This window comes from Bradyrhizobium sp. MOS001 (assembly GCF_004634465.1).
Taxonomy (GTDB): Bacteria; Pseudomonadota; Alphaproteobacteria; order Rhizobiales; family Xanthobacteraceae; genus Bradyrhizobium; species Bradyrhizobium barranii.
The window spans coordinates 27,369-49,736 of sequence record NZ_SPVJ01000028.1 but is presented as its reverse complement, the minus strand read 5'-3'; the positions used below and the strand labels follow the sequence as shown (position 1 = coordinate 49,736).

Sequence of the window (22,368 nt, the reverse complement as noted above, 5' to 3'; positions counted from 1 at the left end):
CTCGAAGGATGAAAGGCCCGGCTGTAGCAGCGGGGCCTGCATGGTTCGAGACGGCGCTGTCGCGCCTCCTCACCATGAGGGGTTTTAGAGCTTCGCGCGTTGCGCGATCCCGTCCTTGATCGACGCGAGCTCGGCTTCGTCCCAGACACCGATCAGGATCCCGCCCTTCACCTGGAGCTGGTTGTCGGCATAGTTCGCGATCTTCTCGCGCGGCGTGGTGATGTGGTCGTTGGGATGCAGCGCCCAGTCGAACAGCTCGGCCTGAAGGCGAGCGATGATGCCGGCACACTCCGGATCGTCGCCGCGATCCAGAAACTCGTCCGGATCGGCTTCGAGATCGTACAGCATCGGACGGAAGCCGGAGGCGTGGATGTATTTCCAGCGGCCGTCGAACACCATGAACAGGCGGCAGCGCTCGATCGGCTGGTTCAGCTTCAGCCGCACATCCTGCATGGCGTAGTCGTATTCGGAGAACGCGACCGTGCGCCAGTCGGACGGCCTCTCGCCGCGCAGCAGCGGCAGCAGCGAGCGCCCTTCGAGGATGTGGCCCGGCACCTTGCCGCCGAAATAATCGACGAAGGTCGGCGCGAGATCGATGCCTTCCACGAGCGCGTCGCTGCGGGTGCCACGCATGGCGTCGGCTTCCTTCGACGGATCGATGATGATCAACGGAATCTTCGCCGACTGTTCGTGGAACAGATCCTTCTCGCCCATCCAGTGATCGCCGAGATAGTCGCCATGATCGGACGTGAACACGATCATGGTGGTGTCCAGCAGGCCGCGCGCCTCCAAAAACTTCATCAGCACGCCCATCTGGTCGTCGATCTGGGTGATCAGGCCCATATAGGTCGGGATCACCTTCTCGCGAGCCTCGTCGCGCGCCATGTTGCGGGAGTAGCGCATGTCCATGTAGGCGCCGAACACCGGATGCGGATTCTGGCGTTCGCGCTCGGAGCGGATCGCCGGGATCATGTCATCGGTCGAATACATGCTCGCATAGGGCTCGGGCGCGATATAGGGCCAGTGCGGCTTGATGTAGGACAGGTGCAGGCACCACGGCCTGCCGTCGGTCTCGGCCTCGCTGATGAAGTCCATCGCGCGCCGCGTCATGTAGGGCGTTTCGGAATGCTCGTCCGGCACGCGCGCGGCCTTGTCGGCATGCACCAGCAGCCAGCCGTTCTGCAGGGAGCCGTCGTCCGCTGCGCCTGAATTCGCCCAATGCTCCCAGGGATTGGGCGCCTCGAATCCCTGGCTGCGCAGGTACTCATCGTATTTCGGGCGCGGCCGTCCCGTCGGATGCAGGCCGTCGTCACGCTCATAAGGCTCGAACCCGCATTCGGCGACGTGCACGCCGATCATCGATTCCGGCGGAATGCCAAGCGCCTTCATGCCCTCGAGATCGGGCGCCATGTGGGTCTTGCCGACCAGCACGTTGCACACGCCGATCTTTTTGAGGTGGTCGCCGAGCGTGGGCTCGCCGACGCGCAGCGGCCAGCCGTTCCAGTGCGAGCCGTGCGAGCGCATGTAGCGCCCGGTGTAGAACGACATCCGCGACGGGCCGCAGATCGGCGACTGCACATACGCCTTGCTGAAGAGCACGCCACGCTTGGCCATGGCGTCGATGTTGGGCGTTTTCAGCGTGGGATGGCCGGTGCAGCCGAGATAGTCGTAGCGAAGCTGGTCGCACATGATCCAGAGAACGTTCTTCGCGCGCGCCATGCTTCGCCCCTGCCGTTTCTTGATCTTTTAATGCTGCGCTATCGCGCCAGCGAAGACAAGCGGGCCGCTTGAGCGCGTCGGATTACGCCGACCACGGCTCCGCTTCGGCCGCGCTCTTCGCCTTGGCCGATACCGGGGCCTCGCCGATCACTTCGACAAGCGCGCGCAACGCTTCCTTCACGCCGTCGCCGGTGATGCCGGAGAGCAGCAGCGGTGTCTTCTTGGCGGCGCGTTTCAGCCGGTCCTTCTGCTTCTTCAACTCGTCCGGCTCGACCGCGTCGATCTTGTTCAGCGCGACGATCTCGATCTTGTCGGTGAGCAGGCCGCCATAGGCATTGAGCTCGTTGCGAACCGTCTTGTAGGCCTTGCCGGCATGCTCGCAGGTCGCATCGACGAGATGCAGCAGCACGCGGCAGCGCTCGACATGGCCGAGGAAGCGGTCGCCGAGGCCGGCGCCTTCATGCGCGCCTTCGATCAGACCGGGAATGTCCGCCAGCACGAATTCGCGGCCGTCGGAATTCACGACGCCGAGTTGCGGATGCAGCGTGGTGAAGGGATAGTCGGCGATCTTCGGCTTCGCCGCGCTGACCTTGGAAAGGAAGGTCGATTTGCCGGCATTGGGCAGGCCGACCAGTCCGGCATCCGCGATCAGTTTCAGTCGCAGCCAGATCCAGCGCTCCTCGCCGGGCTGGCCGGGATTGGCGTTGCGTGGTGCGCGGTTGGTCGAGGACTTGAAATGCGCGTTGCCGAAGCCGCCATTGCCGCCCTCGGCCAGCACGAACTTCTCGCCGACATCAGTGAAGTCGTGGATCAGGGTCTCGCGGTCCTCGTCGAAGATCTGCGTGCCCACGGGGACCTTCAGCACGATCGCCTTGCCGTTTGCGCCATGACGGTCCGAGCCCGAGCCGTTCTCGCCCTTCTGGGCCTTGAAATGCTGCTGGTAGCGGTAGTCGATCAGCGTGTTGAGGCCGTCGGCGACCTCGAGGACCACGTTGCCGCCGCGGCCGCCATTGCCGCCGGAAGGACCGCCGAATTCGATGAACTTCTCGCGGCGGAACGCCACGCAGCCGTTCCCGCCGTCACCGGAGCGGATATAGACCTTTGCTTCGTCGAGGAATTTCATGGGCCATAGGTAGGGCAGGCGGTCCCGCGCGGCAACCCGGACTTATCCCTGAATCGGCCGAAATCCTGCGAATTTGGCCCCGTGCTTAACCCGCAGGCCGTCTCCGGATCAGGAATTTCTGCATCCCCTCCAGCACCAGCTCCTTGCGCTGGTTGAATACGGTGCTTTTGAGCGTCACCGCGCCGGTCGTGCGACCTGGCACCAGCTCCGTGACCTCGAGCGCGGGATAGATGGTGTCGTCGGCGAACACCGGTTTGAGGAACCGGCTCGATTGCTCGAGGAAGCCGACCAGGGAGTCCTCGACCATGAACGGAAACAGGCCCGCGCCGGGCGCCGTGTGGATCAAGGTCTGGAAGCCGTGGGCGAGCAGATGCGGCATGCCGCGGCTGCGGCAATATTCCACGTCGTAATGCACGGGATGGGTGTCGCCGCTCGCGGTCTGGAAGGCGGCGAACACCGCCGAGGTCTGGGTGCGGCTCGGCAGCACGAAGCGCTCGCCGACCACGAAATCCTCAAACCAGCGTTGCGCGGGGATCATGCGATGCCGCGTCGGGTCGAATTCGGTCATGTCCATGCTCTCTGGTTCGGGAGGCGTCTATCGCTATCGCGCCGCGAATAGTGCGACAATCCGTTCAATCAGCAGATGCGGGCTTGTCCGGCGCGCCCACGTGATTAAAACGGCGCCAATGCCCTTCTTCAAGAATCTCTCCGCCTATGACGACCGCTCCGCACGCCTTGCCGGCATTGCGCTGATGGTGCTGTCGATCTTCATGTTCTCGTTCGGCGACGCCATGGGCAAGTTCCTCGTCGGGACCTATTCAGTGGGGCAGCTCTTGTTCCTGCGCGCCTGCGCCGCGCTGCTGCTGCTGTCGCCGCTGGTCTGGCGGCAGCGCCACCAGTTCCTGCATCTGGAGCGGCCGCGCCTGCAGCTGTTTCGCGTCGTGCTGTCGACGCTGGAAGTGGCCGCTTTCTTCCTCGCGACGGTCTATCTGCCGCTCGCCGACGTCATCACCTATTATCTCGCGGGCCCCATCTTCGTCACCGCGATGTCGGCGATCTTTCTGGGCGAGAAGGTCGGCTGGCGGCGCTGGACGGCGATCCTGATCGGCTTCTGCGGCGTGCTGATCGCGTTGCGGCCGTCGGCCCAGACGGTCAGCCTGCCGGCGCTGATCGCGCTCGGCGGCAGTCTGTCGTTTGCGACCCTGATGCTGATCACGCGCAGCCTGCGCAAGACGCCCGATATCGTGATGGCGTCGTCGCAATTCATCGGCACGTTCTCGCTGGGTGCCGTGCTGTCGGCATTCCACTGGGTGCCGCCGACACCGGGCAGCCTCGCGATCTTCGCGCTGGCGGGGTGCGTCTCGGTGACGGCGCTGTTCTGCGTCAACCGCTCGCTCAAGCTGGCACCGGCGAGCGTCGTGGTGCCATATCAATATTCGATGATCGTCTGGGCCGTGATCTTCGGCTTCGTCGTGTTCGGCGACGTGCCGTCGATTGCCACCATCATCGGCGCCGCCATCATCATCGGCGCTGGGTTCTACATCTACTTGCGCGAACGCGATCTCGGCCGCCCGAGCAACGAGGTGAATCCGCCAGCGTAGCTGCAGCCACACCGTCGTCCCGGGGCGCGCGAAGCGCGAGCCCGGGACCCATACCCACAGGACGTCGTTTTGCGATAACTGGGAGTGGGAGCTTTGTCCCACACTTCTCCCTGGGGTTATGGGTCCCGGGCTCGCGACTTTGTCGCGCCGCGGGACGACAGCAGTGTATGTGGCCGCGCGCCCTACCGCATCCGTCGCGCACTGCTCCAGTTCTTCAGCGACGACCACACGCCGCGTGACAGGCGGAAGCAATCGACCGGCGTGGACGAGCCCAGCGCGAGGAAGCGATGCAGCTGGACGCCGCTCCACTGGAAGCCGCACTTCTCCAGCACGTTGCGCGAGGCCGGATTGGTGACGCGCGCACCCGCATAGAGATGATCGTCCTCGAACTCCTCGAAGAAGAAATCGATCGCGCCGCGCGCGGCCTCGGTGGCAAAGCCCTGGCCCCAATGCTCGACGCCGAGCCAGTAGCCGAGCTCGGCATTGTCGGGCGTGGAGCGGTCGATGCCGACCATGCCGACCGGCCCGGTGTCGTGCTCGATCAGGAACACGGTCTCGCTGCCGAGCGCGGCGGTGGCGCGGACGAATTCGACGGCGTCGTCCTGCGAATAGGGGTGTGGAAGGCGACGGGTGTTTTCCGCGACACGGCGGTCGTTGGCGAGGTGGGCGATGGTCCTGACGTCGGCGAGAGTCGGGCGCCGCAACGTCAGCCGCTCGGTGGCGACGACGCTCGGTCTCGCCTCCCGCAAGGTCACGCTCGAGAAATCCTGCAACATGTCCGGCTCCGTCAAAGTCACTAAGTGAAAAGTGAGCAAGTCAAACGAAAGGGGAGGCCGGTTTCCCTGCCTCCCCTGGAGCCGTCTTGTGGACTCCGCCGGTTCGGTCAAGGACCCGGCGGACTCCAAATTTGGTCCACCGTCTATTCAGCCGCCTCGGCGATCGGGAGTACCGATACGAATGTGCGGCCGTTGGCTTTGGCTTGGAACGTGACGCGACCCTCGATCTTGGCGAACAGAGTGTGGTCCGTGCCCATGCCGACATTAAGGCCGGGATGCCAGGTGGTGCCGCGCTGACGCGCAATGATGTTGCCGGGAATCACGACTTCGCCGCCGAACGCCTTGATGCCGAGGCGCTTGCCCTTCGAATCGCGACCGTTGCGCGATGATCCGCCTGCTTTTTTGTGAGCCATGGCTCGTCTCCAAAATCCTGCGTATTTCTAGATCAATTCCTTGACGGAATCATTTCACAATTTCTCACGCATCAATTCGTGATTGCGCGTGATCAAATTATGCGGCGGCTTCTTCGGTGGTCGCTTCCTTGGCGACCTTCTCCCGCTTCGGACGCGGGCCCTTGGTGGGCTTGGCGCCGTCTGTCAGGATCTCGGAGATACGGAGGACCGTGATCTCGTCGCGATAGCCGCGCTTGCGGCGCGAATTCTTGCGGCGGCGCTTCTTGAACGCGATGACCTTCGGCCCGCGCTTGTGGTCGAGCACCTCGACCGCAACGGACGCGCCTGCGACCGTCGGGACGCCCAGGACCGGCGTGTCACCGCCGAGCACCAGCACTTCATTCAGCTGTATGATCGAGCCGACTTCGCCTTCGATCTTGCCTACTTCGAGAACATCATCCGGCACGACGCGGTATTGCTTGCCGCCGGTTTTGATGACTGCGAACATCGTTTTTTCTCCGTGTTCAAATCCCGGCCTCGCGACGAGAATCGTCCGGGCCGGCTTTTTGTCAGTCGCTATGGGTTTATGCGCGTTTTGTGCGGGCGGGAGTTATCCCTTTGAAAACCCACGCAAAAACAAACAGCGCGAGAAACGCCCCGCGCCGGTTGCGGGACTTATAGCCGCCGGACGCGGAGAGTCAAGGAAAAGCGCCGAAAACCGAAGAGTTTAGGGCAATTCACCCGCAATCCAGGAGGTTACAGGGCCTGCGCATGGAGGATCTCGTGGCTCTCCCATCGGTCCCATTGGCTCATGCCCGCCCCCAGGGTGCGCTCGGCCATCAGCCGGCACGACAAGGACCCGGTCTGGTGATTGACGTCGATGCGGTTGATGGACAGGAAGATCCTCCCATCATTGGTCGGGACCTTTCCGACGGAACTTCCGCATCCCAAAACCGCGATCGGAGGTGGTCCCGGTATCGACGCAACGCGAGGGATATGCTTGTGCCCGTGAAGCACGGCGGCAAATCGACGCTGGCGGACGAAGTCCACGAAATCGGTGGCGTCCTCAAGCTGGTCGGTCTTCTCGAAAAATCGTCCCAGTATCCGCTCGTAGAACGGCCTTGCATACCAGGCGGGATTATCGACCGGGAGCGGATGATGATGGAGTACGCCAACCAGCGTGTGATCCCGCCAATCGCGCTTGTGGTCGATTTCGTTGCCAACGTCGGCAAATTGCTCCGGCCCAATCTTGCCCGCGGCCAGACGGCCGCCGGCCACTGAATTGAAGCAGACCAGACCAAGAGGCCGATCATCGAACCATCGCACGCGATTTGTCGGGAGCTTGATCGCGTTTCTCAGGTTTTCGCTCAGATAGCCATCTGTTCGGACGTCGTGGTTGCCCAAAACGAGGATCGGTGGTTCCTCCGTGAGGTTTTGCGCTGTGTCGAGGAACTGTCGCGCCGAATTGTAGTACTCGTCTTTGGGATCGTCGATCAGATCGCCGCTGATGACCAAAACGACCTTTTGCCCATTCGGTATCTCGTGGATTTGATTCCGCAACAGTTGTTGCAGGCGGGGCAAGCTCGTCGCTGCCTCGGTGCTTCCGATGTGAAGGTCGCTGATATGCAGCAGCGTCGTGGTTGATGCTGCAGTAGCTCTGGCCTCTGGAAATCTCCTGAAATATTCGGCCTCGAATGTCTTTAATCCGCGAAACCTGGAAATCTTGAGGTTGGACAACGCCCATCCCGCGCATTCGCGGACAGCAGCCGGCGTCTTGCCTGCAAAGGGCAGAAACACGGAATCCTTGTTGGGTCTCCAGAACAGCAGCCCGGGCCACCGCGTCATTGCGTTCAACGCAGTCTGAAATGGGGGGAAGACGTCCAGCAGCGCTTGCGGGTGATCGTCGAGATCCCGGGGCTGCATGATCAGGCCGTCGTCTTGCCACTTCACCTCATGGACGAGATCGTGAAGAAATTCTCGAGAGGCCAGAAAACGATCCAGCTCCACATTCTTCATCGATGGCACGATCATGCTGATTTAGGGATAGTGCGAAAGCAGTTGCTGCAGCGACTCGAGGAGTTGAAGGGGAATCTCCTGCCCGTAGGGAATCCGGCTCAATTGCTCACGTGCCGCCTCAGCGACCCGGCGCACCTTGTCCTCGTTGCCGCGAGAGGAGACAAAACGCTCCGGCAATTGGCTTAGGAACATTTCCAGCGATTCGTGCTCATCAGGCGCGGCACGCCGGGGAATGTGTCCGCCAGGCTGAAGCAGATGGGCCAACCAGTTGACGGTGGCCAGGTCGAAGGCGATTCCCATTCGATCCACCTCCCCCGCAATCTGAGGGTGAACAATATACCATGTATCCCCGGACGTGGCCAGAACTGTGCCATGGGCAACGCAACCAAACGGGTTCCCGTTTGTTGTCCCACTGGATTTTCGCGATCGGGCAGGGCTTTCATGGCAACGGACGAACTGGTCAAGACGACGACGGGCATCGCCGCCCACGGCGCGGCGCGGCTGCCGTCGGTGGATATCGACAGCTTCAACATCGAGATGAAGGACGAGGACGGTTTCCTCGGCGACCGCGCCAGCAAGGGCGCGTTTCGCGACATCCTCGAGCGCTGGCGCAAGCCGCTGCGCAAGTCCGGCGAGGACCCGTTCGGCAAGGAGCCATCGGATGAGATCAGCAAGAAGACGCTGGACGCCATCCTGATCGGCGATGACACCGAGGCCTGGGCCGTGGTGCATAGCGCCATCGAGGACTTTGCCCAGGAGCTCGCTTACGTCACCCGTCGCTTCCTCAAGAGCAAGGCCTGGGCCAAGACCGAGCGCATCGTCGTCGGCGGCGGCTTCCGCGATTCACGGCTCGGGGAGCTTGCGATCGCGCGCACCGGGATCATCCTCAAGGCCGAGGATTTCAAGATCGACATGGTGCCGATCCGCGCCCATCCCGATGAAGCCGGATTGATCGGCGCGTTGCATCTGGCGCCGTCCTGGATCTTCGAGGCCCATGACAGCATCCTCGCCGTCGACATCGGCGGCACCAACATCCGCTGCGGCCTGGTGGAGACCGGCTGGAAGAAGGCCAAGGACCTCTCGAAGGCCAAGGTCGTGAAATCCGAGCTGTGGCGTCATGCCGATGACGAGCCGACCCGCGAGGGTGCGGTGAAGCGGCTCATCAAGATGCTGAAGGGGCTGATCACCGAGGCTGAGAAAGACGGCTTCAAGCTCGCGCCCTTCATCGGCATCGCCTGTCCCGGCGTGATCAACGAGGACGGCTCGATCGAGAAGGGCGCCCAAAACCTGCCGGGCAATTGGGAGAGCAGCAAGTTCAACCTGCCGGCGAGCCTGATCGAGGGCATCCCCGAGATCGGCGAGCACGACACCGCGATCCTGATGCACAATGACGGCGTGGTTCAGGGCCTCTCCGAGGTGCCGTTCATGCAGGATGTCGATCGCTGGGGCGTGCTCACCATCGGCACCGGGCTCGGCAATGCGCGCTTCACCAACCGCCGCAAGGAGAACGGCAACGGAAAAGACCGGGATTCTACTGAGAACGGCAAGAAAAAGAGTAAGGCGGACAAGGAGTAACCTTGACTGGTTAGGTTAAGGACCGGATTGCGTTGCGGCGCACAGGACACTCGCTAGGGTCGAATCGTCGCCTCACCCTGGCCGGCGAAGCCGCCCTTCCCAGCCAGTATTTCAATGAGCGGCACGGGACCGCCAGTGTTTACCGCGTCTGGCGGTCCCACCCCTGTCTTCAGCTCCAGCCGATCCGCTGAAAAAACGCCGCGATCTCCGCGGCCGCGCGATCCGGATCTTCCCGATGCGGGAAGTGGCCGACGCCCGGAAACATCGCAAGATCGAGATCGCCAAACGTCTCGCCGAGACGATCGGTCCAGGCATAGGGAAACAGCGGATCGTGCTCGGCCCAGCGCACGCGGGTCGGCACGTTGATCGGTGCCAGCTGCGGGGCTTCGCCCTTCATCATCGCAACCCGTCCGGCATGCGAGGCGCGATAATGCGCAAAGCCGCCGGCGAGGTTGCCTTCTCTGAAGAAATTGTCGGCGAAAGCGTCGAGAACATCGTCGAAGGCGCTCTTCCGATGCGCCCAACCCTTGAGGAAGTGACCGATATAGAGCCGGCAGCTCTCGCGGCTCGCGCCGACGAGCCGCTCGGCTATCTCCATCTGATGGAAAGACTGATACCAGATGTGGTTGAGTCGATCAGGCGCCGCCATGCGCGGCCCGATGCCGGGATAGACGAAGTCGAAGAAAAACAGCCCCGCGAGCCGCTCGGGCGCCTGCCGGGCCAAAGGCTGCATCACGGCGCCGCCGACATCGTGGCCGACCACGGCGAATCGCTCGATGCCGAGCCCGTCCATCAGCGCCAGCATGTCCGCCGTCCGGCCCAAAAGGCCCGTCCGGCTTGTCGCTGTCGCCGAAGCCGCGCAGATCGGGCGCGATCAGCATGAACCGGTCCGAAAGCCTTGATATCACCGGCTCCCAGGTCAGCCAGAATTCCGGCCAACCATGCAGCAAAAGCAGCGGTTTGCCTCGCCCAGCGCGGACCAGGTGGAAATCGGCGCCATTGGCGTTGATCGTCAGATGCTCCACGGCAGTTCCTCCCGGCGATGAGAGCGCTTTCGAGCGAAGTAGACCCGGTTCGCGTCAATAAAACGCGTCAAAACAAGAAGCTGGAGCCCCGTTCGGATTCATCGGACCGGAGACGGCTCCGGGGTGGGGGCTGAAAGAGGCAGCGGATTTTCCCCTTTCGCGCCTTGTCTGGCCCGCCATCCTCGCCTATTAACGCCCCCAACCACAGGGGCCCTGCTCCTTACTTGGCGCCTTCAGGAGAGGTGGCAGAGTGGTTGAATGCACCGCACTCGAAATGCGGCATAGGTGCAAGCCTATCGGGGGTTCGAATCCCTCCCTCTCCGCCACTTGATCGAAGATCTCGGGAAAGCCCAGCAAAATAAGGTTATTTGGCAGGCCCGGTGAACGTCTGTGTAGCACCCTTGTGGAGCACCCAGCATACACCACCCTGGCGTCCCGTCAGCCAGACGAATCCTTGCAGATTTTCCTTGCCTCCAATCCTTGACCCAGTTTTCCGTTTTCCCGCCGGTTCAGTGCGTCGCGGATTGCGCCATTGCCGGCCAGGTCTTGGTCGGCCTTCGTCGACATATTCGAATCCTTCGCGTCAAAATAAATCCGCGAATGGTGTCGAGCGGGCAGCCAGAACCCAAGGCGTGCCTGAGCGTTCGTTTCCTTCGTCCGCTCCAGATGCGTGCGTTGCGACTTGAGCCCTCTCAAGGCTGAAACAGGGGTTCGATTCCCCTAGGGAGCGCCATAAAATCAATGATTTAGAATAAACGTCGGCGCACGAAGATGGACACCGCCGATCTCGCGCGCTCTCACGCGTGTCGATTAACCATTCGATGGCCGCTTAGTCAGCGTGGATTATGACTGCGATTGCGGGCTCGGCTTAAGCTATCACACTAATGCAAAGAGGCCGTCGATTGGCGAACACTGTGAAACGCAATTTGCAGGCTGATCTGAGAGTATGAGCCCGACGTTGTGGAGATCTTTGCTGCGCCAATCACGCTACCTCATCCGCGAAGCCGTACGGTGACAAGGCCGCAGACCCGGAGTTTGGCTCCGAGCTGAGATTTGCAGTCGCGAGTGGCTCAAGCTGCATCAGAGCCGCACGCATCTCCGAATGCTGCAAGATGGCTCGGACCTATCCGCCTTGTGAGGGAAGACGAATGACGCAAATTGCCGCGACGCCGTGATCAGTGGTGCTGATATATGATCCCGTGACGGGATCAGATAAACACCAATAAAATCAGATAATTGCGCGTTCTTAGTTCTAGGTGATTACCGAGCTTTTACCAGTCTTTGCGCGCGTTTGCATTTTTTGCTATCCGACCAAGGGCGCTTGAGGAAGCTCTTGGACTGCGATCGAGCTTCGCTACGTCTCCAATGTCGAGCACCTGGGGCTTCGAGCGGAGAACGCCAAGTGCGCTCCTTTGCCGCTTCCATCTTCGCCTCGCACGGCACCTCTGTGTGAGCTGCTTTAGGCATGTTTTTGATCCAAGCAATTAGGCCGTCGCGGAGGATGATCACTCTGCGGCCAAGCTTGTGAGCCTCAAGCGCACCGCTCGCTGCGGCCTCACGAATCCTCGTCACGCCGATCCCGCTAACGGCATTCGCATCTTCGGGCGACAATGCGATTCGCTCCGAGAGTGGCACTCGCTTGAGCCGACTGAAATCTGCCATTTCAATCCACTTTTTAGTGCAAGAGCTCCGTCAATGCGAATGGCTTGTCGCAGGACGACCTCGCGTATGAAGCCAAGATCAGCCGGAGCTATTTGGGCCAAATTGAGAAGGGCGCCTTCTACGTCAGCCTCAAAGTCATCGGGAAGCTGGCGGACACATTGCAGATCGATCCGGCAGAACTACTAAAGCGGGACAAAAGGAGCCGCCGCCTTTAAGTAGCGGATTGTCACTTCATGCGAAATTGACCTAAGGTTGTCTTTGGAGTTTTCGAAGTGACTAAGCACTGGCCTAAACACCACGAGATCGGTCTGCCATAGCTATGAACCGCAAACACCTACTGGATGACATTGTTTATTACCTGACGCACTTGCGAACGTCGGTCGAGCTCCTGAACAGCCTCAATCTCCAAGACATCAACGTCCACGCAGAGACGTTCTTTCGCGACTTCCTAAACGTGGCGCTTGCCCGAAGCAGCGCCGACAAACATGACATTCAGCGCCTCGCTGGGAGCGGCGAATTGATCGGCAATTTCCGTACCGTCCTCGCGACAGTGATGGTTGCGCGCGAGAAATTCGGCTATTAGTGGTAGGTAGTGCGATTCCGCATCAAACCCGGCAGCGATCGGTGTAACGTGGGCAGCGAATATGGGAAAACCGGAGGATGATGCCCGGAAAGCATTGCTCGAGCGAGCACAGGCGCTTCTTTCAACGGATGCTTCACCGGCCGCCAAGAAGAACATCAAGAGCAATCTTGAATCGCTGGCCGCGACGTTGCTGCTCGAGTGGCTTGTCGGCGATAAGCGTTTTGAAAGCCAGAGTCAGCAGACCGAGTATTGGCTCTCTCGGTTCTACGATGGCGTCTTCGTCGATGAGCAACCGGACGCAACGCGCATCTACGAACGCTTCGGGGTCAATCTGCCCCGTGCAGGGTATCTCGCCCGCTTGCTGCGCGCACGACGAGCCGCCCAATGGCGCCAAGCCGCGCGCGCCGAGCTGAAAACGCAGCTCGAACGATATAAGGACCGTGCCGCAGAAGCCAAGAAGGAAGGCCAGGGCCATGTCACGGAGTTCGACGTCAGCTTGTCGCCGGGGGCCGCCGACGAGATGCGGGTCGTCTATGACCGATTGGCGGCTTTCGTGGCCGAGCGCGAACGACCGAAACCGCCAAAGGCGAAGCCGAGCTTCGGTAATTCCCGCTGGCTTGGCGTGCCGGCTGAAACACTTCTTTCAATCCTAGAGGCACTCAAGACCGGAGATGGCACATGACTGCGAACCCCTTGGCCACAGTAGGCCTGATGCTGACGCTGGCCGGTCTTGTCGGCAGCTTCTTCAATATCCAGCTCAGCCAGTGGCTCCGCGACCTCGTCGCGCTCGCGCAGAAGGTGAAGCTCAACAAGGCGCAGGGCAACGAGAATCAGCAGAAAGCCATTGTGGAATGCAAGATCGAGCTTGAGAAGCTCGCCAATATCCAAAGCTATGTGATCAATGGACTGGTTCTCGCCTTTGTCGTGTTTGTTCTCGTCAATGGTCTCTGCATGATCCAGGCCGCGGCCGCCGATCCCTTGTACCCGCATGTCCATCTCGCGCTATGGGTGTTCCTCCTGTTCTTCATCGGGGTCTCTCTGTGGTTAAGTTTTGACGGCTGGCGGATTGCCAAAGACATTCGGACAACGCTTGCACCAAAGTCGTAAACCCGCCAAGCGCCTCAGCTCGCCGACCCCGAAGGATACCCGCGCGCTTTGGGCAACCGCCAACGCGTTGTTCGCAAACGATGTTGCGCGCGAGCGCGCCTATACGCTCCGGAAATATCAAATCGAGGCCGCCTTGCGCGCCATCGAGATCGCCCTTGCCGGGCAGAACTCCGGCATCGAGCTTCCCACCGGCACCGGCAAGACTCTGATCGCATGCCTTGTGGCCGCGTTTTGGAAACAATTGCGCCCAGCTAGCCGGGTGTTACTGATCGTGCCGTCCCGTACCTTGGTCGTCCAACACTTCGATGTGGCGCGCTGGATTGCGCAAGCCCTCACCGTGGACCGGCTCACCGACGATCAGTCGGGAGATCCTGGAGCGCTACGAGGCACGTTGCTGCGGAGCGACCTTCTTGTGTCGACGCCGGGAATTCTGGCCGGAGCCTTAGCTCGCGGCGTCGCTGATGAGGTGATCGCGTCTTTTGATCTCGTCATTGTCGACGAGTTCGATCAGTTCGTCGTCGTCGATGAGAACGAGTGGGAAAGCGCAGCGCGATATGCGGAGCTCTGGCAACGGCTGGTCCGGGAGCTTCCGCCGGCAGCGCGGTATCTCGTCAAGTCGGCGACCCTCGGACTTGCGTCGCAGGAGCCGAAGCGTCGATTTATAACCAAGGCCCAGCGACGTTCCGATTTGATCGGCAAGCTGCTCAACCCGGTAGCAATCACCGTTCCTGAACAAAGCTATGCCGCGGTCGTCCCATTCAAGCCGATCCAGATGTCGCGAGTGCATGACGGAAATGTCGCCGTACTGCTCGAAGCCGTTGAAGTGTCGAAGGGCAAAGCCCATCTTCGGCTCGATGAGACGATTGGTCCCGTGGACTACAGAGACGTCGAGCGACGCGCGCCGCAATTATGTGAAGGCGCGGTGAATCGTTCGGTTCAGATTCGTTCGGGAGCGGGTGCGATGCGTTCTATCGTCATCTCGGCTCCGGTGCGTAAGGCATTCTGTGGCATCACCAAGTTGATGATGATGCCGCAACACATCCTCGAAGACCTAGCAAAGGATCTCGGAGCAGATTTTGGCAATTGCAAGATTAAGACCCGGCGCAACGAAGTAGCTTATCTGGAGAATGCTCCGATCTTGCGGGACGACCGCGCGGACGACCACTTTCACTTCTTGCGCGGACGAAAGACGGATGCCCTGCAGGCAATCGTCGCAGCGCGCGGGAAAGCAAAAGAACGTGGCGTGATTTTCCTGCGCACCATCACCCTGCTCGAGGGATTGAAGCCGATCCTTGCGACCGCGCGTCTGCCGTTGTTCGAGCTGACGGGGGAGAAGACGGACCAGGAAAGAAAAGTGGCGATCGATCGCTTTCGCAAAAGCACCAACGGCTTGCTTCTCATTACGCGCACGACTGGCGGACGAGGCCTCGATCTTCCTTTCGCCCACTACGCAGTGTTTTATTCCCCAAAATCAGATCCGGTGACAATGTGGCAGGAGATGTCGCGCATTCGTTCGACCGTGTCGGCCCCGAAGGATGTCCATGTTCTCTGCTATGGTGATAGGGAGGTTTTGGTGCTCCAACAGGTGGTGAGTGAGCTTCTGGCGCAGAATCGGCGTGTCACTTATTCCGTCCTGGACGTTCTGTGACTGGTTGCGGCCTTTTTTCGCCGCAGGTGAGCCGGATTGATGGACATGAACGATGAGATAAGTCGCTTGGCGTCTCCTCGGTGCCCAGATAATACGGCTACCATCGATTACTCCTGTGCCTTCCTGGTTGTAGACCAATTCGTCTAAAGCCCTTTCAGTATCCGTTCTGAGAATTCTATTCTGCAGCAGCCGTGATCGCGCACCAACCGGCGCGTGTGATAAGGTAATAAGCAGGCACACTCGAGCCTACAACCACACCGTTATGAGCGGTGAGGGCGATCCAGGAACTCCGACAAGCAGAAGCAGGTTGGTAGCACCCACTAGCCGAAGCAGGTCATTCCGACAGAGAGAAAAGCCATTGCGGCTTCAATGAAGGTTTTATCGACCCAATTGTCGGAATGCCGATTGATTTCCCTAACATGCGCCTCTTAATCAGCGGGTCCCAGGTTTAAGCCCTGGTGCATCTACCATATAAATCAAGCACTTAGGGAAGGTGGTTGGGGTGGCATTCCGGCAACAAGAGCCAGCGGCTGTTCCCACTACGGTCTGCTCCCGTTCGCGCGCAGCACGACGTTTCTCCAAATTGTCGAGAGCTTGGTCGGGTAGCGTCGGCCAACGGCTCAAGCGTCAGCAGTTTGCGAAGTTCCCTATTTGCGAGGGCCAGCGCAATTTGAACGCGATCGGATTTGGCGTCGAGCTGCGGGCATTGCGGAATGATGCGATTTGCCGCCAGCGCGGCGATGATGGACGACAAGCAGCCTCGCGGTGCATTGCGTTGCCTGCCGCCCTAAGTGTTTGAGGTCGCAATGAGCCCACCGCCATCGAAGACTTGGCGGAGAGGGCGTCCCCGCTTCGCGCGACACAATGCTCCAATGTGGTCGTCCTTCCTGAATCAGTCCTCCGCATCGCACCATACGATGCATCTTTCCCACCGCGACGTACAACGCCCGCTGCAATTCGCGGACGGACTTCTCGATTGCGGAGCTCTACAACTTGAGCGGGGAACATGTTAGAGTTGCTAAACCGCACAAGGCATCCTATAGTTGGCCACATTGATAACGAAAGTGCGTGAATTTTCTTTTCAGTTTGTTCTTAACCGTCAGGCAACGACGGAGCGCTGATGGCCAGCAGCCGCTACTGCGGGATCAAACAAACGATCACGAACAAACTAGTCTGATTGAGCAAAGCGCGGTGACTCGGACCGCGCATGAATTCAGGGGATCGATCGTAGCGATACTAACTCAGTAAAAGCACACCTTTTCTATCTCGAGGATTTTTGACGCAGTCAACTCTTTCGCAGACGTCGCCCATCAAGGAAAGGGATGTCGATCATGCCCTGTATCCGATCATCTGCCGCACAGCTCGCAAGCGCGACTGTCGGGATCTTGTTGATGTTTTCCACGGGGTCGTTGGCTCAAACAACCGCCCTGGCTGCATCTCCGGTCCAAGCGCTCGACCTCGAATGTAACGGCACGCGGATACTTGATCCCTTCAAGGGTAAAATGACTGGTCCGGCTCTACCCCCGGAAGTCCTTGCGAGCGCCATCGCAAACAAAGACAGCATCTTAAAGTCGGGCCTGCCTTGTCAGGAGAACGTGGGTACGGGTGCGCAAGGGGATCCCGCTGGAATTGAAGCTTCCGGTCTGGAAAACCTGCAACGAGGCTTCGATTTTTATTCGTGGCGCACTTTCATCGCGCTGAATTCGCCAGACGATGGAACGCCTATCGAGAAAGCCCAGGCGGACACGCCGACGAAATGGGAACACATGAACAATTTCAAGCAGCTGCTTGACGTCATGCTTCCAGCCGACCAGCAACCCCCGATATGGCCGACTGACACGAACGGGATGAAGGCCGAGCGCGCGAGATTGATGCCAGAGGCATGTCGCGAACTCCTCAAGGAGAGGCCCGATCTGAAGGAGGATGAGCCCAATCGAATGATTGTGAAGATGATCGAGGAGAGCTTCAACGAGCCGTTCAAGACCGGCCCGTTGATCGATCAGCAGGGGCATTATGCCATTTTCGACATCCTGATGAACCGGCAGATGTTCCAGTACATCACGGACAATCATCTGAATACAAAAGCCGGACAAGCCGCGAATGCGGACCTGGCGGTCGACTTTCCACCGGGCCAGAACGCCGGCGCTGCGTTCGGCTCCTTCATGCTCAAGGTCTCCTGGAAGATTCTAACGGACGACGAAAAAGCGGCGAAGACCTTCCACATGCGGCGAGCGCTGGTCTTGATGCCACCGGGCGAGAAGCGGCCGTGTCTGGACAGGACCCTGGGGCTGATCGGCTTTCATGCGGTGCACAAGACCGTAGGTCGGCCACAGTGGATCTGGACGTCGTTCGAGCATGTGAAGAACGTGCCGGACAGAACTGAAGTCGCGACGAACAAGCTGAGTGGCCCGTACAATTTCTTCAGCGTCAAATGCAAGACGGACTGCCCGACTGAAAACGCGACACCGCCCTTCCCGTGGGATCCCGATCCGGCGCTGGAGCTGAGCTTCAGAAAGGACGATTCGTTCAAAAGCCAGATCGTTCGCGAAACGCCGTTGACCGATGCGGCCAAGAACATGAATGAGGTGTTTCACAGCATGCTTCCGGCCAACAGCGTCTGGCAGAACTACATGCTGCTCAGCACGCAATGGCCCACCGCGTTTCTTACTCACTGCACGGGGCTGCGCTCGCAAAACGCCGGTTCGCCGGCGCCCCAGACCGATTTCGTCAAGCAACCCGACATGACCTGCTCGCCGGCGCCGACTTACCTCGCGAATTCGACGCTGGAGACATACAGCCAGGCAGAGAAGAAGCCAGACAGCAAGCCAGACAGCATGGCAGACGTCCGGGATGCTCCGGCGGTCCCTCTCGCCACGTCCAGCTGCATCGCCTGTCACAGCAACGCCGCGGGCTTCCAGCGAACCGCATCGAATCGGGAGGGCGGCAGACCGAACCTGAACCAGTCGGATTTCACGTTCATGCTGGAAAAGGCGCAGTAGGCCGGACCGGCGTTATCGACCGCTATCAGTTGGACTCCAATCGTGGGGAGCATCATGGGCACACTACCGAAGGATGGTCACAACGATCGACCGGGCACCCCGCCCTCGGAACACGACGGCTCATTTTCACGCCGCACCATGCTCGCCGGCACGGTAGCAGCGACTACTGCGGCGGCCGTTGCTCCCATTTCAGGTTCGGCCTTTGCCGCGGGACCGGACGTGAATTCTCCGCAGGACATGATAGCTTTTCTGTTGCTTTCCGAAGCCCTCACCGGCGTTGACAAACAAATTCTCGCACCCGAGTTCGACTCCAAGACGAATGATCCCGGCACTGATCCGATCAATATTAAGAATGATTATTTCAGGTGGATCAACGCACAGGACACGACGTCGTCGTTCGCCAAACTGTTACAAATTGCAAAAGACAAACCCCAGGCAATCATCGATTCCGTAAACGCGAGCGACGCCAACGTTCGATTCCTAGCTCGAAGCATTGTCCTGCTGTGGTATCTCGGCTCGTGGTACACGCCGAAGGATTTGAAGGACCAGGCCGGCGCGGCCAACCCCGGCCGCATCAATTCCGCGGAAGTCCTCTCCCCGAAGGCATACACGCAGGGATTGGTTTGGCAAATCGCGGGAGCCCACCCGATGGGCTACAGCAACTTGCAATTCGGCTACTGGTCGCGCGATCCCCGTGATCCCAATGATCAAACGCCGCTTCTACCCACTCCGAAGGGTCCTTGAGGGAGGGATTCATGGCAGACACTTGCATTGAGTGCGATGTCGCGATCGTCGGCTCCGGATTTGCCGGGTCCTTGATCGCGAAGGAATTGAGTCAGAAGCCGATCAACGGGAAGCGTCTCAACATCGTTATTCTCGAGGCGGGTCCGGGCGTTCAGCCGAATATCAACGGCTTTATGAAGAGTTACTATAAGGCGCCCGTCAAAGTGCCGGAAAGTCCCTACCCTCCAGCACTGACCGCGACCGACGCGAATGGCAAGGTGATCATTATCAATCCGGCGAATGTCGCTGCTGGAAGACCCAACTCGCGTACCTTATCCGTATCCAACTGGAAAGATCCCGGTCAAGCCTACCTCGATCAGAAGGACAGCAAGCTTCCGTTCAAGAGCACCTACGAGCGTCTTGCCGGCGGCACGTCGCACTGGATGGGCCTCACACCGAGGCTCGTGCCGAACGATTTCCGCATGAGCATGTACGACAAAAATCTGCCGGATTGGCCAATCAGCTATGAAACGCTGATGCCATGGTACGAGAAGGCGGAGGGCGAGCTCGGCGTTTCCGGCGACGTGGCGGACCACAGTTATGCCGGCGTGACGTATTCTCCCGGCTACGCCTTCCCGATGCCGAAGATCCCACCGTCGCTTTTCGATCAACACGTGAACGAGACGCTTTCTCATTTTACCGATGACGAGACCACGTCTCTCGCGTTTCTCGGAACCACGGTGCCGGTGACCTCGCTCACGGTGCGAAGCCAACCGGCGGCACGAAATTCCCAACCCTACAGGAATCGCCGCGCCTGCGCCGGCAACACCAGCTGCATTCCGATTTGCCCGATCCAGGCCAAGTATGATCCAACCATTACGCTGAACGAGGCGACCAACAACGGCGTGAGGCTGATGGATCATACGGTCGCCAGCGAGATTCTGGTCGACGCGAATGGTCTCGTCAGTGGAATCGACTTCATCACGTACAAAGACGAGGCTGGTCCGAAGACGGGAAGCGGTTGCATCAAGGCCAAAATATACGTCATCGCCGCGAACGGCATCGAGACGCCGCGGCTCCTGCTGATGTCAAAGAATGGGACGCGATTTCCCAACGGCGTGGCCAATAGGAGCGGCATGGTGGGGCGAAATCTGATGGACCACCCCCAATATCTCTCCTGGGGCCTGCTGCCGGTAAAGGTATTCCCCTATCGCGGCCCGCTCGTGACCTCGGCCATCGGCGATCTCTGCGACGGTCCGTTTCGCAACAAGCGTGCAGCCTTCCGGATCAGTCTGGGCAACGAAGCCTGGACCGCGACCGTCGGCGGTTCGGGTGGCGACCCTCACGTGACCACCCTCGATTTCATCAACGGAGTAAACCTCAGCGGCCTCAACAAAAGGGACTCCACCCACATGGCGAGCAACAGCGCGCTCCTGGGTGACCAGCTGCGCGATACCCTCGGCAATCTGATCTCACGGCAGTTCCGGATCGCGTTCGCGGTCGAACAAAGTCCTGATCCCAATAATCAGGTGACATTGTCGTCGGCCACTGACGCCCTCGGTTTGCCGCGTCCCAAGATCACCTACGATCTTTCGGACTATACCAAGCGGGGTATCGCGGCTGCGTTCCTGCTGAAGAACGTGATCTTCAGGAAGCTGGGTGCTGAGGACTTCACCAAGACTCTGCCCGACGATTCCGCAGGCTTCGACCAGGTGATCGAGGGCAACACGGTGCGCCTTACCTATGGCGGCGCGGGTCACGTCATGGGCACCTACCGGATGGGCAACGATCCCCAGACATCAGTCGTCGATTCGTTCCAGCGCTCGCATGACCACCAGAACCTTTATCTGGTTGGAAGCGGCACCTTCCCGACCGTAGGCACCGCCAATCCGACGATCACCCTTTCGGCGCTGGCGCTCCGGACGGCGGGCAACATTGCCAAAGAAGATTTCACGCCCCGGTGAAAAGCATCCAAAGGGGAATTTTGTTGGGAGTCGTTTTGGGTTCGATACGAGGGCAGAGCGATGCGTTGCACGGTTGGAGATCTCGCACAGGTGCGCAACCGAATCCTGGCGGACGATCCGGAGCTCGCGGAACATATTCGCCGGCGCCAGGCGCAAGCCTTCCTGGCTGTCGGAGGCGGCCGAGAGGTTGAAGGACATTTCGCTGCCGCCTGCTGGGGAAGCTGCCGCGCCGAATTTCGAACTGGAGTCGATCATGCAGCGGATCGGCCGGCCCGTATTTGCCGTCATGGGCGGCAAGGTTGATCTGGACCACACCTCTGCCGAGGACAGCGTCTGGAACGCAAGACTGCAGCAGGCAACCGCCGTCATCGGGCCTTCGCAGCTGTGGGTCGCGTCGAGGCAACAAACTGGCCGATCGGTCTGCCCTATATCGGTACAGGCTGGCTGATCGAGCAGAACCTGATCGTGACCAACAGGCACGTCGCGCTGGAATTCGCCGAGCGCGGACAGAAGGGATTTACCTTCCAGCTCGGTTTCGATCGCCGCAACCCCGTGGCGGTCGATGTCGATTTCCTGGAGGAAATCGACAATGCAGCCACCGCTCGCGTTACGATCGGCGACATTCTCTACATTGTCAGCGATACGGAGCCCGACGTCGCGTTCCTTCGGGTGGGGCCAGGCAAGGGCCCCCTCGGGCGTCCGATCAAGCTTGGAAGCGAGCTCCCGTCCAGCAAGACCATGATCGGCGTCGTCGGCTATCCGGACGGGACCCGAACATTCCCGATCGGGCACTGATGGCAAAGGTCTTCGGGAATGTGTTCGACAAGAAGCGCTTCGCGCCCGGTTTCGTCACCGGGTTCGAGGCGGATGCCCTCACGCACGATTGCACCACGCTGGGCGGAAATTCAGGCTCGGCAGTCCTTGACCTGCGCACCGGCGATGCGGCCGCGCTCCACCTCGCCGGCGTCTTCCTCAAAACCAACTACGCCGTGCCGGCGCCCGTGATCTCGCAGCTGCTTGCCCGCGCCAAACAAGCAGTTTCCATAACAGCCTCATCGTCGTCCGCAGGTTCGGCGCGGGAAGCGACCGGCTTGTCGGCCAACTTCAATCAGACAGGTGACATTATGACGAGCACGACAATTGTCGTTCCCTTGCAGATCACGATCTCGCTCGGAAATCCGACGGGGAGCGCGTCGGACCTCAACCTGTCCGTAGCGCCTGATGCCACCACCAGGGCGCCTGCTGGCGGCGCGTCAAAACCGCCTTCGCCCGACGCATTGAACGCCGGCGTGGTCGAGGGGCGACGCATCTTGCTGAACCGGCCCGACGTGGTCTCGATCAAGCCAGGCTACCGCATAGCCGACGGCTGGATCACTGATGAACGGTGCCTGGTGGTTTCGGTAAAGCTGAACCGGCAGAGCTCGCGGCAGCAGGGCTGACGCCACTACCTAAATC

The 22,368-nt window shown here is 60.2% G+C and carries 22 protein-coding genes, 2 tRNA genes and 1 pseudogene; 15 read left to right on the top strand and 10 right to left on the bottom strand.

Annotated elements, in window-relative coordinates:
* Nucleotides 1–84: 84 nt before the first annotated feature.
* The 3 genes from CT676_RS27915 to CT676_RS27905 form a co-directional block, all read right to left on the bottom strand.
* Entirely contained in the window at nucleotides 85–1,719 is a 1,635-nt protein-coding gene (locus tag CT676_RS27915) for an alkaline phosphatase family protein (protein WP_135215818.1), read from the bottom strand.
* A gap of 82 nt (nucleotides 1,720–1,801) precedes the next feature.
* Nucleotides 1,802–2,842, bottom strand: a complete 1,041-nt coding sequence (obgE, locus tag CT676_RS27910; protein WP_085399699.1) for a GTPase ObgE — start codon at nucleotides 2,840–2,842, stop codon at nucleotides 1,802–1,804.
* An 85-nt stretch (nucleotides 2,843–2,927) separates the two neighbouring features.
* The gene (locus tag CT676_RS27905; RefSeq protein ID WP_085399717.1) at nucleotides 2,928–3,410 is read right to left on the bottom strand and encodes a MaoC family dehydratase; all 483 of its coding nucleotides are present in this window, start codon (nucleotides 3,408–3,410) and stop codon (nucleotides 2,928–2,930) included.
* A 118-nt stretch (nucleotides 3,411–3,528) separates the two neighbouring features.
* On the opposite strand from CT676_RS27905, the gene CT676_RS27900 reads away from it, so the two are divergent.
* The gene (locus CT676_RS27900; RefSeq protein ID WP_041960617.1) at nucleotides 3,529–4,443 is read left to right on the top strand and encodes a DMT family transporter; all 915 of its coding nucleotides are present in this window, start codon (nucleotides 3,529–3,531) and stop codon (nucleotides 4,441–4,443) included.
* Nucleotides 4,444–4,625: 182 nt separating this feature from the next.
* On the opposite strand, the gene CT676_RS27895 is transcribed toward CT676_RS27900, so the two are convergent.
* The 5 genes from CT676_RS27895 to CT676_RS27875 all read right to left on the bottom strand — a co-directional run bounded on the left by CT676_RS27895 (nucleotide 4,626) and on the right by CT676_RS27875 (nucleotide 7,927).
* On the bottom strand, nucleotides 4,626–5,219 hold the full coding sequence (locus CT676_RS27895; RefSeq protein ID WP_028149983.1) for a GNAT family N-acetyltransferase: 594 nt from the start codon (nucleotides 5,217–5,219) through the stop codon (nucleotides 4,626–4,628).
* Between the two features lie 143 nt (nucleotides 5,220–5,362).
* A complete protein-coding gene (rpmA, locus tag CT676_RS27890) occupies nucleotides 5,363–5,632 on the bottom strand; it encodes a 50S ribosomal protein L27 (protein ID WP_011083253.1) in 270 nt (89 codons plus the stop codon).
* 97 nt (nucleotides 5,633–5,729) lie between these two features.
* A complete protein-coding gene (gene rplU, locus CT676_RS27885; protein WP_063980440.1) occupies nucleotides 5,730–6,119 on the bottom strand; it encodes a 50S ribosomal protein L21 in 390 nt (129 codons plus the stop codon).
* Between the two features lie 248 nt (nucleotides 6,120–6,367).
* Nucleotides 6,368–7,627, bottom strand: coding sequence for a metallophosphoesterase (locus CT676_RS27880; RefSeq protein ID WP_167768187.1), 1,260 nt, complete (start codon nucleotides 7,625–7,627; stop codon nucleotides 6,368–6,370).
* A 21-nt stretch (nucleotides 7,628–7,648) separates the two neighbouring features.
* The gene (locus CT676_RS27875) at nucleotides 7,649–7,927 is read right to left on the bottom strand and encodes a hypothetical protein (RefSeq protein ID WP_135215816.1); all 279 of its coding nucleotides are present in this window, start codon (nucleotides 7,925–7,927) and stop codon (nucleotides 7,649–7,651) included.
* Nucleotides 7,928–8,068: 141 nt separating this feature from the next.
* Between CT676_RS27875 and CT676_RS27870 the strand changes: the two genes are divergently transcribed.
* A complete protein-coding gene (locus tag CT676_RS27870) occupies nucleotides 8,069–9,202 on the top strand; it encodes an ROK family protein (protein ID WP_135215815.1) in 1,134 nt (377 codons plus the stop codon).
* A 169-nt stretch (nucleotides 9,203–9,371) separates the two neighbouring features.
* Here CT676_RS27870 and CT676_RS27865 read toward each other — a convergent pair.
* Nucleotides 9,372–10,227 (bottom strand): annotated as a pseudogene (locus CT676_RS27865) (alpha/beta hydrolase).
* Nucleotides 10,228–10,463: 236 nt separating this feature from the next.
* On the opposite strand from CT676_RS27865, the gene CT676_RS27860 reads away from it, so the two are divergent.
* A tRNA-Ser gene (locus CT676_RS27860) sits at nucleotides 10,464–10,553 on the top strand.
* A 112-nt stretch (nucleotides 10,554–10,665) separates the two neighbouring features.
* Here CT676_RS27860 and CT676_RS46110 read toward each other — a convergent pair.
* Entirely contained in the window at nucleotides 10,666–10,794 is a 129-nt protein-coding gene (locus CT676_RS46110) for a hypothetical protein (RefSeq protein WP_275552126.1), read from the bottom strand.
* Nucleotides 10,795–10,873: 79 nt separating this feature from the next.
* Here CT676_RS46110 and CT676_RS44350 point away from each other — a divergent pair.
* From CT676_RS44350 to CT676_RS27805, 12 genes are all read left to right on the top strand, one after another.
* Nucleotides 10,874–10,960, top strand: a tRNA-Glu gene (locus CT676_RS44350).
* 973 nt (nucleotides 10,961–11,933) lie between these two features.
* Nucleotides 11,934–12,104, top strand: coding sequence for a helix-turn-helix transcriptional regulator (locus CT676_RS27855; protein ID WP_135215814.1), 171 nt, complete (start codon nucleotides 11,934–11,936; stop codon nucleotides 12,102–12,104).
* A 104-nt stretch (nucleotides 12,105–12,208) separates the two neighbouring features.
* Complete coding sequence (locus tag CT676_RS27850) at nucleotides 12,209–12,472, top strand: SMEK domain-containing protein (RefSeq protein WP_135215813.1); 264 nt, start codon at nucleotides 12,209–12,211, stop codon at nucleotides 12,470–12,472.
* Between the two features lie 61 nt (nucleotides 12,473–12,533).
* Nucleotides 12,534–13,154, top strand: coding sequence for a hypothetical protein (locus CT676_RS27845; protein ID WP_135215812.1), 621 nt, complete (start codon nucleotides 12,534–12,536; stop codon nucleotides 13,152–13,154).
* A gap of 29 nt (nucleotides 13,155–13,183) precedes the next feature.
* Nucleotides 13,184–13,579, top strand: coding sequence for a hypothetical protein (locus tag CT676_RS27840; protein ID WP_167768186.1), 396 nt, complete (start codon nucleotides 13,184–13,186; stop codon nucleotides 13,577–13,579).
* On the top strand, nucleotides 13,563–15,227 hold the full coding sequence (locus tag CT676_RS27835; protein WP_167768185.1) for a DEAD/DEAH box helicase: 1,665 nt from the start codon (nucleotides 13,563–13,565) through the stop codon (nucleotides 15,225–15,227). Before CT676_RS27840 ends, CT676_RS27835 begins: the two co-directional genes overlap by 17 nt.
* Before the next feature lie 1,322 nt (nucleotides 15,228–16,549).
* Nucleotides 16,550–18,226: a hypothetical protein gene (locus CT676_RS27830; protein WP_135215809.1), complete on the top strand. Its 1,677-nt coding sequence runs from the start codon at nucleotides 16,550–16,552 to the stop codon at nucleotides 18,224–18,226.
* Between the two features lie 54 nt (nucleotides 18,227–18,280).
* The gene (locus tag CT676_RS27825) at nucleotides 18,281–18,970 is read left to right on the top strand and encodes a hypothetical protein (protein WP_135215808.1); all 690 of its coding nucleotides are present in this window, start codon (nucleotides 18,281–18,283) and stop codon (nucleotides 18,968–18,970) included.
* Between the two features lie 11 nt (nucleotides 18,971–18,981).
* Nucleotides 18,982–20,913, top strand: a complete 1,932-nt coding sequence (locus CT676_RS27820) for a GMC family oxidoreductase (protein WP_135215807.1) — start codon at nucleotides 18,982–18,984, stop codon at nucleotides 20,911–20,913.
* A 187-nt stretch (nucleotides 20,914–21,100) separates the two neighbouring features.
* The gene (locus CT676_RS27815) at nucleotides 21,101–21,361 is read left to right on the top strand and encodes a hypothetical protein (RefSeq protein WP_135215806.1); all 261 of its coding nucleotides are present in this window, start codon (nucleotides 21,101–21,103) and stop codon (nucleotides 21,359–21,361) included.
* The gene (locus CT676_RS27810) at nucleotides 21,298–21,708 is read left to right on the top strand and encodes a trypsin-like peptidase domain-containing protein (RefSeq protein ID WP_167768184.1); all 411 of its coding nucleotides are present in this window, start codon (nucleotides 21,298–21,300) and stop codon (nucleotides 21,706–21,708) included. The genes CT676_RS27815 and CT676_RS27810 overlap by 64 nt, the downstream gene beginning before the upstream one ends.
* Nucleotides 21,708–22,352 (top strand): hypothetical protein, encoded by a 645-nt coding sequence (locus CT676_RS27805; protein ID WP_135215804.1) that lies wholly within the window; start codon nucleotides 21,708–21,710, stop codon nucleotides 22,350–22,352. Before CT676_RS27810 ends, CT676_RS27805 begins: the two co-directional genes overlap by 1 nt.
* Nucleotides 22,353–22,368: the final 16 nt, after the last annotated feature.

Coding starts and splice junctions, on each gene's coding strand:
- CT676_RS27915 (WP_135215818.1), bottom strand. CDS start 1,719: ATGGCGCGCGCGAAGAACGTTCTCTGGATCATGTGCGACCAGCTTCGC.
- obgE (WP_085399699.1), bottom strand. CDS start 2,842: ATGAAATTCCTCGACGAAGCAAAGGTCTATATCCGCTCCGGTGACGGC.
- CT676_RS27905 (WP_085399717.1), bottom strand. CDS start 3,410: ATGACCGAATTCGACCCGACGCGGCATCGCATGATCCCCGCGCAACGC.
- CT676_RS27900 (WP_041960617.1), top strand. CDS start 3,529: ATGCCCTTCTTCAAGAATCTCTCCGCCTATGACGACCGCTCCGCACGC.
- CT676_RS27895 (WP_028149983.1), bottom strand. CDS start 5,219: ATGTTGCAGGATTTCTCGAGCGTGACCTTGCGGGAGGCGAGACCGAGC.
- rpmA (WP_011083253.1), bottom strand. CDS start 5,632: ATGGCTCACAAAAAAGCAGGCGGATCATCGCGCAACGGTCGCGATTCG.
- rplU (WP_063980440.1), bottom strand. CDS start 6,119: ATGTTCGCAGTCATCAAAACCGGCGGCAAGCAATACCGCGTCGTGCCG.
- CT676_RS27880 (WP_167768187.1), bottom strand. CDS start 7,627: ATGAAGAATGTGGAGCTGGATCGTTTTCTGGCCTCTCGAGAATTTCTT.
- CT676_RS27875 (WP_135215816.1), bottom strand. CDS start 7,927: ATGGGAATCGCCTTCGACCTGGCCACCGTCAACTGGTTGGCCCATCTG.
- CT676_RS27870 (WP_135215815.1), top strand. CDS start 8,069: ATGGCAACGGACGAACTGGTCAAGACGACGACGGGCATCGCCGCCCAC.
- CT676_RS46110 (WP_275552126.1), bottom strand. CDS start 10,794: ATGTCGACGAAGGCCGACCAAGACCTGGCCGGCAATGGCGCAATCCGC.
- CT676_RS27850 (WP_135215813.1), top strand. CDS start 12,209: ATGAACCGCAAACACCTACTGGATGACATTGTTTATTACCTGACGCAC.
- CT676_RS27845 (WP_135215812.1), top strand. CDS start 12,534: ATGGGAAAACCGGAGGATGATGCCCGGAAAGCATTGCTCGAGCGAGCA.
- CT676_RS27840 (WP_167768186.1), top strand. CDS start 13,184: ATGCTGACGCTGGCCGGTCTTGTCGGCAGCTTCTTCAATATCCAGCTC.
- CT676_RS27830 (WP_135215809.1), top strand. CDS start 16,550: ATGTCGATCATGCCCTGTATCCGATCATCTGCCGCACAGCTCGCAAGC.
- CT676_RS27825 (WP_135215808.1), top strand. CDS start 18,281: ATGGGCACACTACCGAAGGATGGTCACAACGATCGACCGGGCACCCCG.
- CT676_RS27820 (WP_135215807.1), top strand. CDS start 18,982: ATGGCAGACACTTGCATTGAGTGCGATGTCGCGATCGTCGGCTCCGGA.
- CT676_RS27805 (WP_135215804.1), top strand. CDS start 21,708: ATGGCAAAGGTCTTCGGGAATGTGTTCGACAAGAAGCGCTTCGCGCCC.